15 protein-coding genes are annotated in these 14,474 nt (G+C 41.0%); 12 read left to right on the forward strand and 3 right to left on the reverse strand.

From position 1 onward, the window contains the following. Positions 1–5 precede the first annotated feature (5 nt). Together IM507_RS15130 and IM507_RS15135 are read right to left on the reverse strand one after the other, a co-directional pair. Positions 6–476, reverse strand: a complete 471-nt coding sequence (locus IM507_RS15130) for a sulfotransferase family 2 domain-containing protein (protein WP_287637280.1) — start codon at positions 474–476, stop codon at positions 6–8. Between the two features lie 447 nt (positions 477–923). After that, positions 924–2,399, reverse strand: a complete 1,476-nt coding sequence (locus IM507_RS15135) for a protein adenylyltransferase SelO (protein ID WP_176721694.1) — start codon at positions 2,397–2,399, stop codon at positions 924–926. A gap of 31 nt (positions 2,400–2,430) precedes the next feature. On the opposite strand from IM507_RS15135, the gene IM507_RS15140 reads away from it, so the two are divergent. The 5 genes from IM507_RS15140 to IM507_RS15160 all read left to right on the forward strand — a co-directional run bounded on the left by IM507_RS15140 (position 2,431) and on the right by IM507_RS15160 (position 6,710). Then, positions 2,431–2,688, forward strand: coding sequence for a CRR7 family NDH-1 assembly protein (locus IM507_RS15140; protein ID WP_002755642.1), 258 nt, complete (start codon positions 2,431–2,433; stop codon positions 2,686–2,688). Positions 2,689–2,902: 214 nt separating this feature from the next. Continuing rightward, entirely contained in the window at positions 2,903–3,301 is a 399-nt protein-coding gene (gene dndE / locus IM507_RS15145) for a DNA sulfur modification protein DndE (protein WP_002735106.1), read from the forward strand. Between the two features lie 195 nt (positions 3,302–3,496). Continuing rightward, positions 3,497–5,008 carry a cupin domain-containing protein gene (locus tag IM507_RS15150; protein WP_002736577.1) on the forward strand — a complete coding sequence of 504 codons (1,512 nt, stop codon included), beginning with the start codon at positions 3,497–3,499 and terminating at the stop codon, positions 5,006–5,008. 26 nt (positions 5,009–5,034) lie between these two features. Next, on the forward strand, positions 5,035–5,796 hold the full coding sequence (locus IM507_RS15155) for a class I SAM-dependent methyltransferase (protein WP_193979578.1): 762 nt from the start codon (positions 5,035–5,037) through the stop codon (positions 5,794–5,796). Further along, positions 5,793–6,710 carry a TauD/TfdA family dioxygenase gene (locus IM507_RS15160; RefSeq protein ID WP_130756827.1) on the forward strand — a complete coding sequence of 306 codons (918 nt, stop codon included), beginning with the start codon at positions 5,793–5,795 and terminating at the stop codon, positions 6,708–6,710. The genes IM507_RS15155 and IM507_RS15160 overlap by 4 nt, the downstream gene beginning before the upstream one ends. 94 nt (positions 6,711–6,804) lie before the next feature. Here the strand turns inward: IM507_RS15160 and IM507_RS15165 are convergent, their stop codons facing one another. Further along, positions 6,805–8,319, reverse strand: coding sequence for a SagB/ThcOx family dehydrogenase (locus IM507_RS15165; protein WP_069475608.1), 1,515 nt, complete (start codon positions 8,317–8,319; stop codon positions 6,805–6,807). A 125-nt stretch (positions 8,320–8,444) separates the two neighbouring features. On the opposite strand from IM507_RS15165, the gene IM507_RS15170 reads away from it, so the two are divergent. From IM507_RS15170 to IM507_RS15200, 7 genes are all read left to right on the forward strand, one after another. Continuing rightward, entirely contained in the window at positions 8,445–9,728 is a 1,284-nt protein-coding gene (locus tag IM507_RS15170) for a flotillin family protein (protein ID WP_287637281.1), read from the forward strand. Positions 9,729–9,939: 211 nt separating this feature from the next. Beyond that, a complete protein-coding gene (locus tag IM507_RS15175; protein ID WP_016514790.1) occupies positions 9,940–10,317 on the forward strand; it encodes a phosphomannose isomerase type II C-terminal cupin domain in 378 nt (125 codons plus the stop codon). A 48-nt stretch (positions 10,318–10,365) separates the two neighbouring features. Beyond that, positions 10,366–10,917, forward strand: a complete 552-nt coding sequence (cobU, locus tag IM507_RS15180) for a bifunctional adenosylcobinamide kinase/adenosylcobinamide-phosphate guanylyltransferase (RefSeq protein ID WP_002736797.1) — start codon at positions 10,366–10,368, stop codon at positions 10,915–10,917. 5 nt (positions 10,918–10,922) lie between these two features. Further along, positions 10,923–11,360, forward strand: coding sequence for a class I SAM-dependent methyltransferase (locus IM507_RS15185; protein WP_002735100.1), 438 nt, complete (start codon positions 10,923–10,925; stop codon positions 11,358–11,360). 104 nt (positions 11,361–11,464) lie between these two features. Continuing rightward, positions 11,465–12,055, forward strand: coding sequence for a 3-isopropylmalate dehydratase small subunit (leuD, locus tag IM507_RS15190; protein WP_002736080.1), 591 nt, complete (start codon positions 11,465–11,467; stop codon positions 12,053–12,055). A 101-nt stretch (positions 12,056–12,156) separates the two neighbouring features. Further along, the gene (locus tag IM507_RS15195; protein ID WP_002737666.1) at positions 12,157–12,333 is read left to right on the forward strand and encodes a hypothetical protein; all 177 of its coding nucleotides are present in this window, start codon (positions 12,157–12,159) and stop codon (positions 12,331–12,333) included. Positions 12,334–12,398: 65 nt separating this feature from the next. Beyond that, on the forward strand, positions 12,399–14,471 hold the full coding sequence (locus tag IM507_RS15200) for an AAA family ATPase (RefSeq protein ID WP_069475606.1): 2,073 nt from the start codon (positions 12,399–12,401) through the stop codon (positions 14,469–14,471). The last annotated feature ends 3 nt before the right edge of the window (positions 14,472–14,474 follow it).

Below are 14,474 nucleotides of genomic sequence, written 5' to 3' on the forward strand. Positions count from 1 at the left end.
AATCCTTATCTGGCAAGAGACTTAATTGATGAGTTCGCTCTAGATAAAAAACAATTGATAAAAGTTGGGGTAATGTCTGTTTCTATAAGGGTTTCATCTCTTATAACCCCCGTCCATTGCATAACACAAACCGAAGAACCATTTTTCGTTAACTCATGCTGATGATGTGTTTCTGATTTCAACGCATATTTGTAGAGTGAAACTTGCCAATCCCATGGGTTTCTGACTACAGCAAATGAAAAATACTCATTGAATTTCTCTGCTCCAAAACTCTCTTTTATTTCGGATGCCTTGACATGCGCAGGAAATGGATGAGGATCAAAGAAAGGAGAAGGAAAGCCCGCCTTTTTTATCAACCTATGAGCTGTCCACTGCCATGGACTTATTGCAAATGGTCGTAGCGCCGTTGTAATACTTGTGCCAGCATTCTTATAAATATGGACGAATATAAACTTGTATTCTCTCGATATCAGCATGCGTATTATTCTCCTCGTGCCTAACTACATATTATAGGTCAACTTTCTATATAACACTCTCCAGAGTAACGATATGAGTCAACTTTCTGTATATCACTCCATTTAGGCGCAATCGCAAGAAACTTTCTCTATATCACACCCAAAAGCGTGTTAGCCAGATTAGTTTACTGCAAACAATCTCTTTTAAGGAGACTTATCACAGAAGCTTTCTAGAATTCTAGCAAAGATTCTTAGAGCTGACTGCACTTTGTCACAAAACTTTACTATTATTTTGACACTCTTAATGATTGGAGAGGAAACAGCGATCGCCAAGTCTGGTCAATTTTTGTCCAACGCATTTTAGGAAATGACCTAAATAAGTAGCTAGAGATAATTAATTACACATATTTAACTACCTCTTGCCTATTCTAACCAAGAAATTAATTTTGATCACTACTTATTACTTAATTACTGTTTATTTTGTAATTTTATCACTAATTCGTGGAAAGGTTGCCAATCGTCTTTAGAGGTAATTGCTTCCCAAACCGATTCGATTAGCGGTCTAAGTAAAGCGGTTTTAGGATTATAATGCGTTAAAGTGTCGTCAATTTGAGACAAGGAATCTAGGGGTAATTGATTTAAGACCAAACTATATAACTCTCGCCAACGTTGCCAATCAGCTTTCGGTAAATCCATATTTTCAAGAATTAGAGAACTATTTTCTCGCCAACCGTAATTAAATTGTTCACTTAATTGATAGAAAAATTCGTGATAACCGAGGCCAGTTTCTTGGAGAACTTCCACAGTTTTGCTAACCAGTAAAGCAGATTCGGGAGTAAAAATATCCTCAAAACCTAACTTTTTAAGCATCATTTTTTGATAATAAAAATTGTAGTGCTGGTCATAGTTAGCCAAGGCCATATCTAACTCTAACAAGGAGACAACCATGGCCAGGGGAGATTGCAGTAACTCTAGATTTAAACGACAGATAAAAGGCTGATTACCGTAACTATAACGACCACCGTAGTCGAAATAGGCCGCCGTAAATTGGGGGTTATAGTAAGGAATAAAAGCGTAGGGACCATAATCAAAACTTTCCCCAGTAATTGACATATTATCGGTATTGAGAACCCCATGACAAAAACCTGCGGACATCCATTGGGCTGCTAATTTAGCGGTTCTTTCAATCAAAACATCGTAAAATTTTAAATGGCGATCGCTATCTTGGGGATCGATTTCAGGATAATAATAAATAATCACATGATCGAGGAGTCTTTTAATTAAATCGGCACGTTTAATATGAAATAAACGCTCAAAAGTCCCGAAACGAATATGAGAATTACTAACTCGAATCATCACCGAAGATCGCGTCGGGGAAGGTTCATCACCACGCCAGAGGGGTTCCCCCGTTTCCACCAAACTCAAACAGCGAGAGGTATTCACCCCTAAACTGCGTAAAGCTTCCCCGGCTAAGACTTCTCTAACTCCACCCTTGAGAGTTAACCTACCGTCCGCATGACGGGAATAGGGGGTCCGTCCCGATCCTTTCGTACCAAAATCGTATAATTTGCCATCAATACCCCTAACTTGACCGTAGAGAAAACCGCGACCATCTCCCAAAAAAGGATTATACTCGCCAAATTGATAACCGTGGTAACGCAGGGCTAAAAAGGGGGTAAGGGCTTGAAATTTACCAAAAGCCTCGATAAAATGCTCATCTAAGGTTAATTCTGGCTGAATTCCCACCAAAGGTAATAAAGCATCATTGCGAAAACGAAGGATATGACGGGGAAAATCCGCAGCCGCAACTTGATCGTAGTATTGGTCCCCCAAGTCCTGCATGGCGCTTTCGGAAGGGAGACTGAGAAAGGGATTGGTGAGATGGTCTGTCATAGTGGTGGTGTCGATCGAGCGTTGAGGCGATAAAGTGATAAAGATAGCCAAAAAATTTTCCTACTGAGACTATCAAACAGCGATGCCCGATTCTATTATGTATCAAGGGGACTATTTTCTTGTCCTTGAGGCCGATCAACCTGAACAATTCCAGACTCCCGACCAGTTACGCGATAAGTTAAAAGATTTAATCGCCGCAAAACCGGAGATTTGTCCTCGACAATTGGCAAAATTCTCTAGTTTTGAGGAAAAAGCTCTCTATCTGCGCGATAATTACTGCGAGTTAGACCTGGGTGAGGAGGGTTATCTACAATGGTATGTGGTCCGTTTGGAAAAATAAGGAAACCCATTATTAAGTAGTTAGGTGTTAAAAACTGTCAGACACTCCCTTTATCAAGTAGGGCTGTTTTATTCTCCCATCAGAATATCAAAAGTAAAAGCGATCACTGTCTTTGTAAGATGAGGAGTGACCGCACTTTCCACTCTCCTATTAAACAGGATTGAGAAGGACTAACTATTCTATCATCAGTCAGAGCGAGGTAAAATTATAGATTATGGAATCACCGATCGAACGTTTTCGACTATCTCAAACCGCCAAAGATAGCCTCATAAAATTAAAACGCTACACCAAAATTGACCAATGGAATATCCTCTGTCGTTGGGCTTTTTGTCGTTCCCTTGCTGAACCGAGTCTCCCCTCTCCCGTTCCCATTCCTGCCGATAGCAATGTAGAATTATCTTGGAAAGTATTCGGGGGAGAAATGGCCGATATTTTCTTAATTGCCCTCAAACAACGTTGTCATCAAGACGGATTAGGAACCGATAAAGAAACTCTAACTCAACAATTTCGCTTACATTTACATCGCGGTATCGGTTATCTTGCTGGGGATGCCAAGCTAAAAAAAATCGATAATTTAATCGAATTAGAGAGGGAAAATCTGAGAGAATCTTAATCAAGAACACTCTATCTTCCTCTCTGTGTTCTTTGTGCCTCTGTGGTTTATACTTAATCCTTCTGAGATAACCCGAAGGAAAACTGTCAGCCTGGTTATATTTAACCCAGAATGAGCGCATCTCAAACGCTATCGACAATTGGCCAATTTTGTGATAGTATTTAAAAAGGGGCGGCTATCGGGGAATGAGAAAAAATGGAAAACTTAATCAAGGAAGCACTAAGCCATCGAGCAATTAATCACCCGTATTTACTTGCTTTAGAAAAAGGAGAATTTCAACATATTGATGAAGTTCTGAAAGATTTTGCCAGTCAATATGGAGCTTATAGTGACTGGTTTTCCCGCTATTTAACAGCAGTAATATCAAAGCTAGAAAATCCCACTCATCGAAATCACCTGCTGGAGAACTTAGCTGAAGAAACCGGACATCTACAGGATGAATATCTGGAAGCAATCCGTAAATTAGGTATTAAAGACGAGTGGGTACAGGAAATTCCTCACCCACAGTTATTCAAGCGTTTTCAAGAAGCTATGGGAGTAGATAGCACGCAAAAGCCTTGTGTTGAAGTAGAAATCTGGCGTGAATCATTCTTATCGCTGCTCCAGAATGGAAGTCCACTCGAAGCTATTGGAGCCATAGGTTTAGGGACTGAATCTGTGGTTAAATTTATCTACAAACACATTATTGAAGCGATTAAAAACCATACATCATTATCCTTGGAGCAATATGTATTTTTTCCTTTACATACAGAAGTGGAGGATGAACACAGCTTAACTTTAGTTGAGATTGCTAGGGAATTAGCCAGCGAAAGCGAACAAGCTGTTCTGGAATTACGCAAAGGAATGTTAAAAGCCTTAAATCTACGTGCTGCTTACTGGGACAATATGTATGAACGTGCGTTGGCGCTGGATAAATCTTTGATATCATCAGACCAACTCAAGATTGTTACGCTTTTGACTAAAATGATTAAAGGCAAAAGGCTGTCTAATCAGGAACAGGAACTTTTATTGCATCAAATCAATGATGTGCGGATTGGATTGACGGAAGACTTATCTACTGTTCCAGGGGAAAAACTACTACCCGGATTGAGTTCACTTTTGCTATACGGGATGCAAAGGGAAAAGCACAGGGAAGAAGTTCTGAACTTGCTAGATTGGCTTGAAAATCCATCTGGTGAATGCCAATGCTCTCCAACAATATTAAGGCTTGCATCACAACTTTACCATGATTTTCAAACGCTGCGACTGGGAGCATTGACCGAAAAAATTAATGAACAAAAAAGCCTAACTCATGTCCAAGAAGGTAAAGAGCTTATTTCAACAATCAGGGCCAGCAACTTAGAGGCTTTGTACAACAATAAGGTTGATAAACTCAATATTGATTTTAACGTATTTCGCCTGCCATTTGCTCTAGAAGTTTTAGATGCACGCCTAGTTATAGTCAAGCCAGGAAAGGCGAATGAAATGCACAAACACGCACATGAAACCGTATTTGTATTTCTTCAGGGTCAAGGAAAAGTTATTGTTGATCAATACGAAAACGAAGTCGAACCGGGTACTTTTGCTGTTATTCCCCGTTGGTGTGTGCATCAATCTGTGAACTTAGGAGAAGAAGAGCTAATTTTTCTGGCGATAGCTGATTTCGGATTAACTGGCAAAAGTTTTATGGGTAATTACTTACACAGTGCTAGACTAAAACAAAATTAGTGCAAATTTTATCCCGTTAGATAGGTATGAAAGCAACACAAGAAACCAAAAAACTTTACGAAGAAAGCGCAGCAGACTGGAAACGAGTAGAACCGATTTTGCTTTCTGATTACTCTGCGCGTCCGTTTGTCATTGATTTATGTGAACCGATTGTCAACAAGAATATATTAGATCTAGGCTGTGGGGAAGGTTATGTAGGAAGAGAGTTAATTAACCGAGGCGCTCAATATGTTCATGGGATTGATATTTCATCGCAAATGATCGAGCAGGCCTTGATTCAAAAAAACGAGTATCAGATTACTAATGTTTCTTATGAAACTGGTGATATTCGTGATTTTGCGGTAACTGAGTCCGAACAATACGATTTAGTTCTGGCTATGTTCCTGTTCAACTACTTAAATGTTTCAGAAACTATTAGCACGATGCAGAAAGCCTACCAACTTTTAAAGTTGGGTGGATATTTCCTGTTCGCTGTCCCCCATCCCTCTTTACCTTTTCTGAAAAAAGATAAGTTTCCGTTTTATTTTAAACCGAAAGCTGGCTATTTTTCCGGACGCGATCAATTATTCTCCGGTGAGATTTGGCGTAGAGATAGAAAAGCCGTCGCCGTGCAATGTGTTCATAAAACTATGGAAGATTACTTCACATCTCTTCGTTTAGCAGCATTCACAAAAATGCCAGAAGTTTATGAACTAAAAATTAATCAGGAACATTTAGAACTAGACCCAGAATTTTTTACTCCGCTCATTGACCTTCCCCTTCACGTTGCCTTCAAGATTCAAAAATGATTATACCGATTTCTGATCCTAATATTTCATTACTGACTTGGAAAAAATTGCCTGATCCTTCTCAACTATTTTTTCATGTACCAGAATCATTAGTCTCAGATTTACTAAAAACAAGCAATCAGAGATGGCTTGACAAACCCAACGAAATAGGACGGCAAACAGTTAATAAAAATCTTGACTTTTTCCTGCCGTTTCGTGAGAAATTGCTCCAGGAACCAGGCATAATTATTTTCCGATTAGAACCGGAATTAACAGAAATAGAAATGCGGTTAATTTATGCTTTTATTTCTCGCATTTTTGGACTGCTAAACCACCGCTATGGCTATTTTTTTGATGTAATCGATCGAGGAATGGATTACACTAAAGAAGCTATACCCGTTTCGATGACGAATGCAGAAACTGGCTATCATACCGATAGTACAGCCAAAAACTACTTCCCTGATATTGTTGGCTTACTGTGTCTTGCTGCCGCGGATGAGGGAGGAGATTCCCTGGTAGTAAACGCCGCCAATTTGTATCAATATTTCTGGCAAAACCATACAGACCTAGTTCCCTGTCTCTACGAACCTTTGGCGCGGGATGTGATTACCCCTGGAGAGATTAATTCTCAAGAAGCTATTCAAAATAATAATTTCCCCTTATTCTCAACAGATTCTCGGGGTCTGGTTTTTCGTTATATGCGGTACTGGATTGAAGTTGCTTACTCCAAACTAGAAATAGCGCAACCGGAAGCTATCACAAAAACACTTGACATCATCGACAACTTTTTTTCAGAACCGGAAAATACAGTCCGCTTCAAAATGAAAAAAGGTGATATATTTTACGTTAATAATCGCTTTTTATGCCACAATAGAACCGCTTTTAAAAATTCAGGAAAACCTCGACAAATGGTGCGTAGTTGGATTAACCTTTAAACAAAATACGTCCCAGCGAGAAAGTGCATCTGTCAAGGTACAGAGTACGATGACAGATGCCTCCTTGTCACCCCTTCAGGGGTTCAAACTCACCTTAAAAAACTTTTGGTCGGCCTAAAGTAGTGATATAGATAACTGCTTCATCGGAGGGAATTCCTAACACTTCATTAACTTGATCATCAAAAAAACCACCGATACCACTAACCCCTAACCCCAGATGAATAGCCGCTAAATTTAATCTCTGTCCCAAATGACCCGCATCTGCATGAAGATAACGATAGACTCGATCGCCATATTTAGCCACTGCTTTTGACAGATCCGCCGTATGAAAAACCACAGCGGCCGCATCTCGTCCCAAATCCTGACCTAAACAGAGATAATGTAACTCTTGCCGGAAATTTTTAAAGCGAATTTGCCGCAATTCTTGGGCTTTAGGAGCATAATAATAACAGCCTTCCTCTAATCCGGTTACTGCCGAAACAGCGATAAAAGTTTCCAATAAATCCAGAGCAAAATAATCGGGATTGGGATCGAGATTTTGGTCGGCATAATCTTGGGGTTGATAGGTAAAATGCAGCAGCGCTCGCAATTCGTCTAAACTGAGACTAGCACCACTATAAGCGCGGGTAGATCTGCGTTTAAGCATCGTACTTTCCAGATCGATTAAATCTTCCCCCCAATTGACGGGACGGGATGTCACCGAAACTTTTAGACAAAAAGGAAAATTATATTTATCTTCCCAATTAGACGGGGTAATATTTGCTTCTATCTTCTCATCTGTGGCTATGATAGTGGCTTGGTGTAGAGAGTTTAATAATTCCCCCTCGGCAATTTTGGGATAAAGAGTCGTGGTTGTCGAAGGGAGTGCCGTGGTACTAGGGGGGAGATTTTGCCGGATATTGAGCAGATCTGCCAAAGGAATCACCGTCATGACACTTTCTTTCTCGGAATCAAGATAAAGCAATTCATTCATCTGACTATCGTTAAAACCACCGATTAAATGAGCGCGATAGTCATTAATCGAGGCTGATAGCTCAATATTGCCCAATAAATGCCCTGTATCGAGGAAAATACGCCGATAGGCTCGATCCTCGTAGCGCCAAGCGGATCGATAAAAAATGGCACTGGTAACTAAAGCGATATCGGTATTTTCTAAAACAGGATTCCAGAAACAAGCAGATTGTAGGTTCGTCCAGACATCACTTTCCCAGAATAAAAGCAGCGAGTGACTTTGACCTTGATAACTGTAGAGACCGGCGGGTAAAAATTCCGTGCCACGGGAGATCAGATAGACCTCGGCGGGGTATAATCCACCAGCAGAGGGTGCAGAACGCAGGTACAAGGGACTACCCATAGTGGCGATTTTGGCAGTTAAACCATAGCTACAGCCCAAAATTCGCGATATACGTCGCCAAAAGTCTCCTTTTTGGGGAACTATTTGACGGGAGAGGTAGGGTTTGAGATCGAAAGTCTGACCGATTTTGTATTCTTTGAAGGGATAGGGTTGTTGACTCCAATCAAGACCTTTACTTTTTGAGGCGATCGTCTGGGGGTCGTATTTGGTACGCTCGTGGTAGTATTGGGCGATCGAGATTGGCTGATCTGGCATGATAAAGATAGGCTGTCTAAGCTTTACTTTTTAGTTTAATATCGATGACCCCCAAAAAATCAACCAGCCAGAGAGTCGATCGGCTAAAAGTAAAGATAATCACCAATTTCACCCACATAAAATCTATGGAAATTATCGCTGTTTTACTGGGAGTTTTCGGTTTAGGGACAGGTGCGGGTTTATTAGTCATCCGTAACTATTACCACATCTGTCAACCGAGTGAAGTTTTAATTTTTGCCGGTAGTCGTCGTCCCACGGCCACGGGCAAAACCATCGGTTATCGTTTGGTAAAAGGGGGCAGCAGTATTCGTTTACCGATGCTAGAACAAGTGTATCGAATGGACTTGACCAACATGATCATCGATCTCAGGGTGGTTAATGCCTATTCTAAGGGCGGTGTGCCGTTGATCGTCACCGGGGTGGCGAATATTAAAATCGCTGGGGAGGAACCGATTATTCATAATGCGATCGAGCGTTTATTGGGCAAGAAACGCAAGGAAATCGAACAACTGGCTAAAGAAACCCTCGAGGGCAATTTGCGCGGTGTCCTGGCGAATTTAACCCCAGAACAAGCAAACTCCGATCAGATTGCTTTCGCTAAAAGTCTCCTAGAAGAAGCGGAACAGGATCTGGAAAAATTGGGTTTAGTTTTGGATAGTTTGCAGATCCAGAATATTTCCGATGAGGTGCGTTATCTGGATTCGATCGGACGGAAGCAAAAAGCCGAATTACAGAGAGATGCCCGGATAGCCGAAGCAAAAGCCCGAAAAACATCGATTATCAAGAATTCCGAGAATCTACGCCTAACCGCTTTGCGTCGTATCCAAAAAGATTTAGAAATAGCCAAAGCTGACGCAGAAAAACGGGTGCGCGACACTCAAACTAAGCGCGGCGCCATGATTGCCGAGGTAGAATCGGTGGTTATGTCCGATTTAGCTAAAGTACAGGCAGAAGTGGCGGTACAAACTGCCCGAATTAAGCAGGTGAAACAGCAATTACAAGCAGATGTGATCGCCCCCGCTGCAGCGGAATGTCAACAAGCGATCGCAAAAGCCCGGGGGGAAGCGGCCAAAATTATCGAACAGGGGAAAGCGCAAGCGGAAGGAACCAAAAAACTGGCGGCATCTTGGCAAGGAGCGGGAAATAACGCTAAAAACATCTTTTTATACCAAAAATTGGAGTTATTGCTTAAATTAATGGTCGCTAGTGTCCCAGAAGTGCAGGTGCAAACGGTGACGGTAGTGGACGGAGGTGATGGTAATCTTGTCCCGAAAATGACTGCCTTTGCCGAACAATTGCGTCAAGCTACCGGAGTAGATCTGGTACAAATGGCTAATCGCATAGCACAAACCGAGCCATCTGTCAAGGGTAAAGAGACAAATTTTGATTTTAAACAATTGCCCTCTTGAATCAGTTATCAGTTATCAGGAGACAGGAGACTCCGAGACAGGAGACTCCGAGACAGGATTCAATAGATTATTTTATTTATTCTCCCCATCACCCCATCACCCCACACCCCACACCCCACACCCCACACCCCACACCCCACACACCTTTAGCTAATAGCTGCAAACCAGAGATTGTCCACTAGAATGTTAATCAAGTTTGGAGACCACCACCATGGATGACTTAATTAATGATCCCTCCCCTTCTCCCCAAGACCTAGAAATGACGCGGACTCCCCCCTGGGGAACAGTGACGGTATTGGAGGAAGGTTCCCGGTATCGCATCAATCGCATTGTCATTAAACCCGGCCATCACATGAGTACCCAAATGCACTACCATCGCAGTGAACACTGGATTGTCGTCTCCGGTACAGCGCGGGTAATCTGTGATGAAAAAGAAACTCTCCTCAAACAAAAAGAATCTACATACGTTCCCATGAATACCCGTCATCGGGTGGAAAACCCCGGTTCTATTCCTCTGGTGATGATTGAGGTGCAAAATGGCGAATATTTAGGAGATGATGATATTCACCGTTTTGATGATGCAGAATAGGACAGTTTTCTTCCGTATATACTTTAGTTATTTGCCAAAATCTCGATCGTGGATGAAAAAATTATCCTAGTTACAGGGGCTGCCCGTTCTGGGAAAAGTGAATGGGCCGAATATTTAGCCAAAATCAGCCAAAAACCCGTTATTTATATCGCCACCTCCTCGGTGGATGAAAAAGATCAAGAATGGTGCGATCGCATTGAAAGACACCGGCAGCGACGTTCCCCCCAATGGCAAACCCAAGAAATTCCCCGACAATTGAGCGAAACTATTGATAATAGCCCATTTACTCACTGTTTATTGATCGATTCCCTCGGTACTTGGGTAGCCAATTGTTTAGAAATGTCGGCAGCTGAATGGTTAGAAATCAGCGATCGATTCTTGTATTCCCTCAAAAATGCGGCGGTTGATGTTATTCTGGTGGCGGAAGAAACCGGTTGGGGTGTGGTTCCCGCTTATCCCCTCGGTCGTCTGTTTCGCGATCGTTTAGGCGATCTCTGTCGTAGAATTGGCACAATAGCAGACGCGGTTTATCTAGTTACCGGCGGCCATGCTCTTAATTTAAGTCAATTGGGTCAGTCTTTGTCGATAATTGGGCAATAGAGAAGTTGAGCAACGATTATCAGCGTCAAGTAATTGATTTTTATGCCCTTCGTCACGATTACGATAACGATTTTACGCAAGCTCGCGCCCTTAAATTAGTAAATTATCTCTATTTACAAAAAAGCCAATCTGTGCTAGACGTGGGAACGGGATTTATAGCGGTCGCAATTGCCCCAAAAGTAAAAAGTGTCATCGGGGTTGATTTCACGCCGGAAATGATTGCCAGAGCCGAAAAAAAGCTAGAAGCATTAAATATCGAGAATATTGACCTAATTAACGCTGATATAGCTGCCATTGACTTTGCCGAGTCTAGTTTCGATCTGATTACCTGTTCTCTGGCGATTGCACTTTTCCCCGATATCCCGCAAGTGCTGGCAAAATGGTATCAATGGTTAAAAAAAGGCGGTTTGATCGCCTATCGGCTGCCGAAATTGCGACTCTAGTGAACAATTATCGCCGAGAAATCGAGAAAAATGCCACCGATCAGGGGGTATGGCAAGATGCAACCACCTTTTTTATCACTGCTAGTAAAAGTTAGAAAAAGATCATGAGTCAAGTTAAAACCATCTCTGGACGAGCTTTACCCTTGCGAGGCAACGATATTGACACCGATCGCATTATTCCGGCTCGTTTTTTGCGTTGTATCACCTTTGAAGGTTTAGGCGAACAAGTGTTCGCCGATGATCGATCCGCTTTACAGGGGAGTCATCCTTTCGATCTACCCCAGTACCAAGGGGCGAAAATTCTGGTAGTCAATGGTAATTTTGGTTGTGGCTCTTCTCGGGAACACGCACCGCAAGCGATTTTACGTTGGGGAATTCAAGCAATTATCGGGGAAAGTTTCGCCGAAATATTTTTTGGCAATTGTATCGCTAATGGGGTTCCCTGTGTCACTGCTGAGGCAAAAACCATCACCCATTTACAGGATTTAATTGCCGCTAATCCCGAAATTCCCGTCGATCTTTCCTTGACAACCATGACAGTGGAATGGGGGGATTTTGTCGCTACCGTGTCTATGAATGAAGGTTCCCGACAGATGTTAATAGAAGGGGGTTGGGATACCTGCAGACAGCTGTTACAAAATCTCGATCTGATTCAATCTACCGCGCAAAAGTTACCCTATTTAAGTTTCGTCTAGGGAAACAATCTAGGCTGAGGGTGCGTTAGCAATAGATTAACGTACCCCGGCAGGGATTTTGTTGGAAATGCAGCAGCTGTAAATATTAAAAAATCTGCCCTATGACTAATCCTGATAATAATCTCCAAAATATCCAAGAACCGATTTTAAACGCTCCCGAAGATGTGCGAAAAATCATCGATCGCGTTTTAAAATTGGAAAGAGATAAGTTATACCAGCGCAATCCTCGCAATATCAATGATGATGTTTTAACAATTATTAAAGAAGTAATTCAATAATCAGTTATCAGTTATCAGTTATCGGTTTACTGAAAAAACTTCCCCATCATCCCCTCCATATAAATATGAAACTACTATCAATAAAGTTATGTAATTTTCGACAATTTTATGGTAAGACTCCTGAGATACATTTAGCGGCGAGTTCTCGCAATACGACGGTAATTTATGGCAATAATGGGGCAGGAAAAACAACAATTTTAAATGCTTGTACCTGGGTTCTTTATGAAAAATTTACAGCAGCTTTTGCCGAACCAGAGTTATTAGTTAATAAACGGGCAATTACCGAAGTAACAACGGGAACCTCCATAGAATGTTCCGCGGAAGTAAACTTTGAACATGAAAATAAACGCTATCAGGTAAAACGAAAATTTTTCGCCTACCAAGATGTAAATAGTAAGATTAAATACGGTTCAAATAGTTTATATATGCTCTACGCTGGTGATGATGGTAATTGGTACACACCCAATCAACCAGCGGAGGATATTATTAATCAAATTTTACCCGAAAGTTTACACCGTTATTTCTTTTTTGATGGGGAATATATCGATCATCAATTTCGTAGTAGTAGCCAAGGTAAAATCGCCGAAGATACAAAGGAATTATTGGGAGTTAAAGTATTAGATCGAGCGATCGAGCATTTAAAAAAAGCTAAGAAATCTTTACAAGATGAGCTTAAAGATTTAGGGGAATCGGATTTAAAAAAGTTATTAAAACAGGAAAGTAAAATTGAGCAGGATTTCGAGAAATTAAAACAGCGTCAGCAGGATATTATTAGCCAGTTATCCCAGCAAGAAGAATTAAAAAAAGCCGTGACTAATCGCTTACTAGAGTTAAGTGGTGCCGAGGAATTAAAACAGTTAAAAGAAAAATTAGAACAACAGGAAAGAAATCTGCGGCAAGATTTAGTCAGAACTAAGGATAAGTTAAAGAAATTAATTTCTCAGCAAGCTTATCAAGTCTTTTTAAAAGAAATTAATCAAAATTTTCAGCAATTAATCGATCGCCTACGACAACAAGGGGAATTACCCAGTGGTATCAAACAGCAATTTGTCCAACAATTATTAGAGGGAAAAAAATGTATTTGTGGTCAGGAATTACAGGAAAATAGCCAAGCTTATTTACAGGTACAAGATTGGATGAATAAAGCAGGAATGGCCGATGTAGAAGAAGCAGCCATTCGCTTATCTTCCACAGTCAAAGAAATGGATAAAAAAGTCTTAGATTTTTGGCAAGAAGTGGATAATTATCAAGCTAATATTCACCAGTGGCGCTTAGAATTATCTTTAGTAGAATCAGAATTAGATGAAGTGCGGGATAAATTTCGCCATTATCCCGATGAAGATATTAAAAATCTGCAATCTCGCTTAGATGCGATCGAGGATTCCCTAAAAGATTTACGCTTGGAACAGGGCAGCAATAAAAATCAACTAGATATCTATGAAAAAGAGTTAGAATCCCTGCAAAAGCAGGTACAAAAACAGCAACAAAAAGAGGAAAAATCTAATTTAGGACAACGACGTATTTTAGCGACTCAAGAGGCAATTAATCGCATTAGTGAGGTAAGACAGAGATTAGAAAATCAGTTTCGTTTGTCCTTAGAAAAACGGGTACAGGAAATCTTTAGCTCAATTTCTTTTACTCCCTATATTCCCCGTATTAGTCCCGATTACGAGGTAAGACTATTAGAAAATACCACAGGATTCGCAATTCCCGTGGCAGCTTCTACCGGAGAAAATCAGATTCTTAGTTTATCTTTTATCGGGGGAATTATCGATCGAGTGCGAGAATGGAGTCAGAAAAATACTTTGATGGGAATTGATAGCAGCACTTTTCCTCTGGTGATGGATTCCCCTTTTGGTAGTCTTGATCATATCTATCGTCGGCAAGTCGCGATCGCTATTCCTAAATTAGCCAATCAGTTAGTTGTTTTAGTGACAAAAACTCAATGGAGAGGAGAAGTAGAAACCGAGATTTCTCCCTATATCGGTAAAGAATATGTGTTAGTGTATAATTCTCCGAAAGCAGATTGTCAAGAGGACTTAATTAATCTTCATGGTGTTGATTATTCTCTAGTGAAACGCAGTCCTAATAATTTTGAATATACGGAAATTATCGAAGTTAATCGATTTTCCTCCTGACTA

Origin of the sequence: Microcystis sp. M20BS1 (assembly GCF_020245305.1) — a bacterium.
Lineage (GTDB): Bacteria > Cyanobacteriota > Cyanobacteriia > Cyanobacteriales > Microcystaceae > Microcystis > Microcystis ichthyoblabe_A.

Bases quoted from the DNA above. Each gene is read 5' to 3' on its own strand.
- IM507_RS15130 (WP_287637280.1), bottom strand. From the start codon at position 476: ATGCTGATATCGAGAGAATACAAGTTTATATTCGTCCATATTTATAAG.
- IM507_RS15140 (WP_002755642.1), top strand. From the start codon at position 2,431: ATGCCCGATTCTATTATGTATCAAGGGGACTATTTTCTTGTCCTTGAG.
- dndE (WP_002735106.1), top strand. From the start codon at position 2,903: ATGGAATCACCGATCGAACGTTTTCGACTATCTCAAACCGCCAAAGAT.
- IM507_RS15150 (WP_002736577.1), top strand. From the start codon at position 3,497: ATGGAAAACTTAATCAAGGAAGCACTAAGCCATCGAGCAATTAATCAC.
- IM507_RS15155 (WP_193979578.1), top strand. From the start codon at position 5,035: ATGAAAGCAACACAAGAAACCAAAAAACTTTACGAAGAAAGCGCAGCA.
- IM507_RS15160 (WP_130756827.1), top strand. From the start codon at position 5,793: ATGATTATACCGATTTCTGATCCTAATATTTCATTACTGACTTGGAAA.
- IM507_RS15165 (WP_069475608.1), bottom strand. From the start codon at position 8,319: ATGCCAGATCAGCCAATCTCGATCGCCCAATACTACCACGAGCGTACC.
- IM507_RS15170 (WP_287637281.1), top strand. From the start codon at position 8,445: ATGGAAATTATCGCTGTTTTACTGGGAGTTTTCGGTTTAGGGACAGGT.
- IM507_RS15175 (WP_016514790.1), top strand. From the start codon at position 9,940: ATGGATGACTTAATTAATGATCCCTCCCCTTCTCCCCAAGACCTAGAA.
- leuD (WP_002736080.1), top strand. From the start codon at position 11,465: ATGAGTCAAGTTAAAACCATCTCTGGACGAGCTTTACCCTTGCGAGGC.
- IM507_RS15195 (WP_002737666.1), top strand. From the start codon at position 12,157: ATGACTAATCCTGATAATAATCTCCAAAATATCCAAGAACCGATTTTA.
- IM507_RS15200 (WP_069475606.1), top strand. From the start codon at position 12,399: ATGAAACTACTATCAATAAAGTTATGTAATTTTCGACAATTTTATGGT.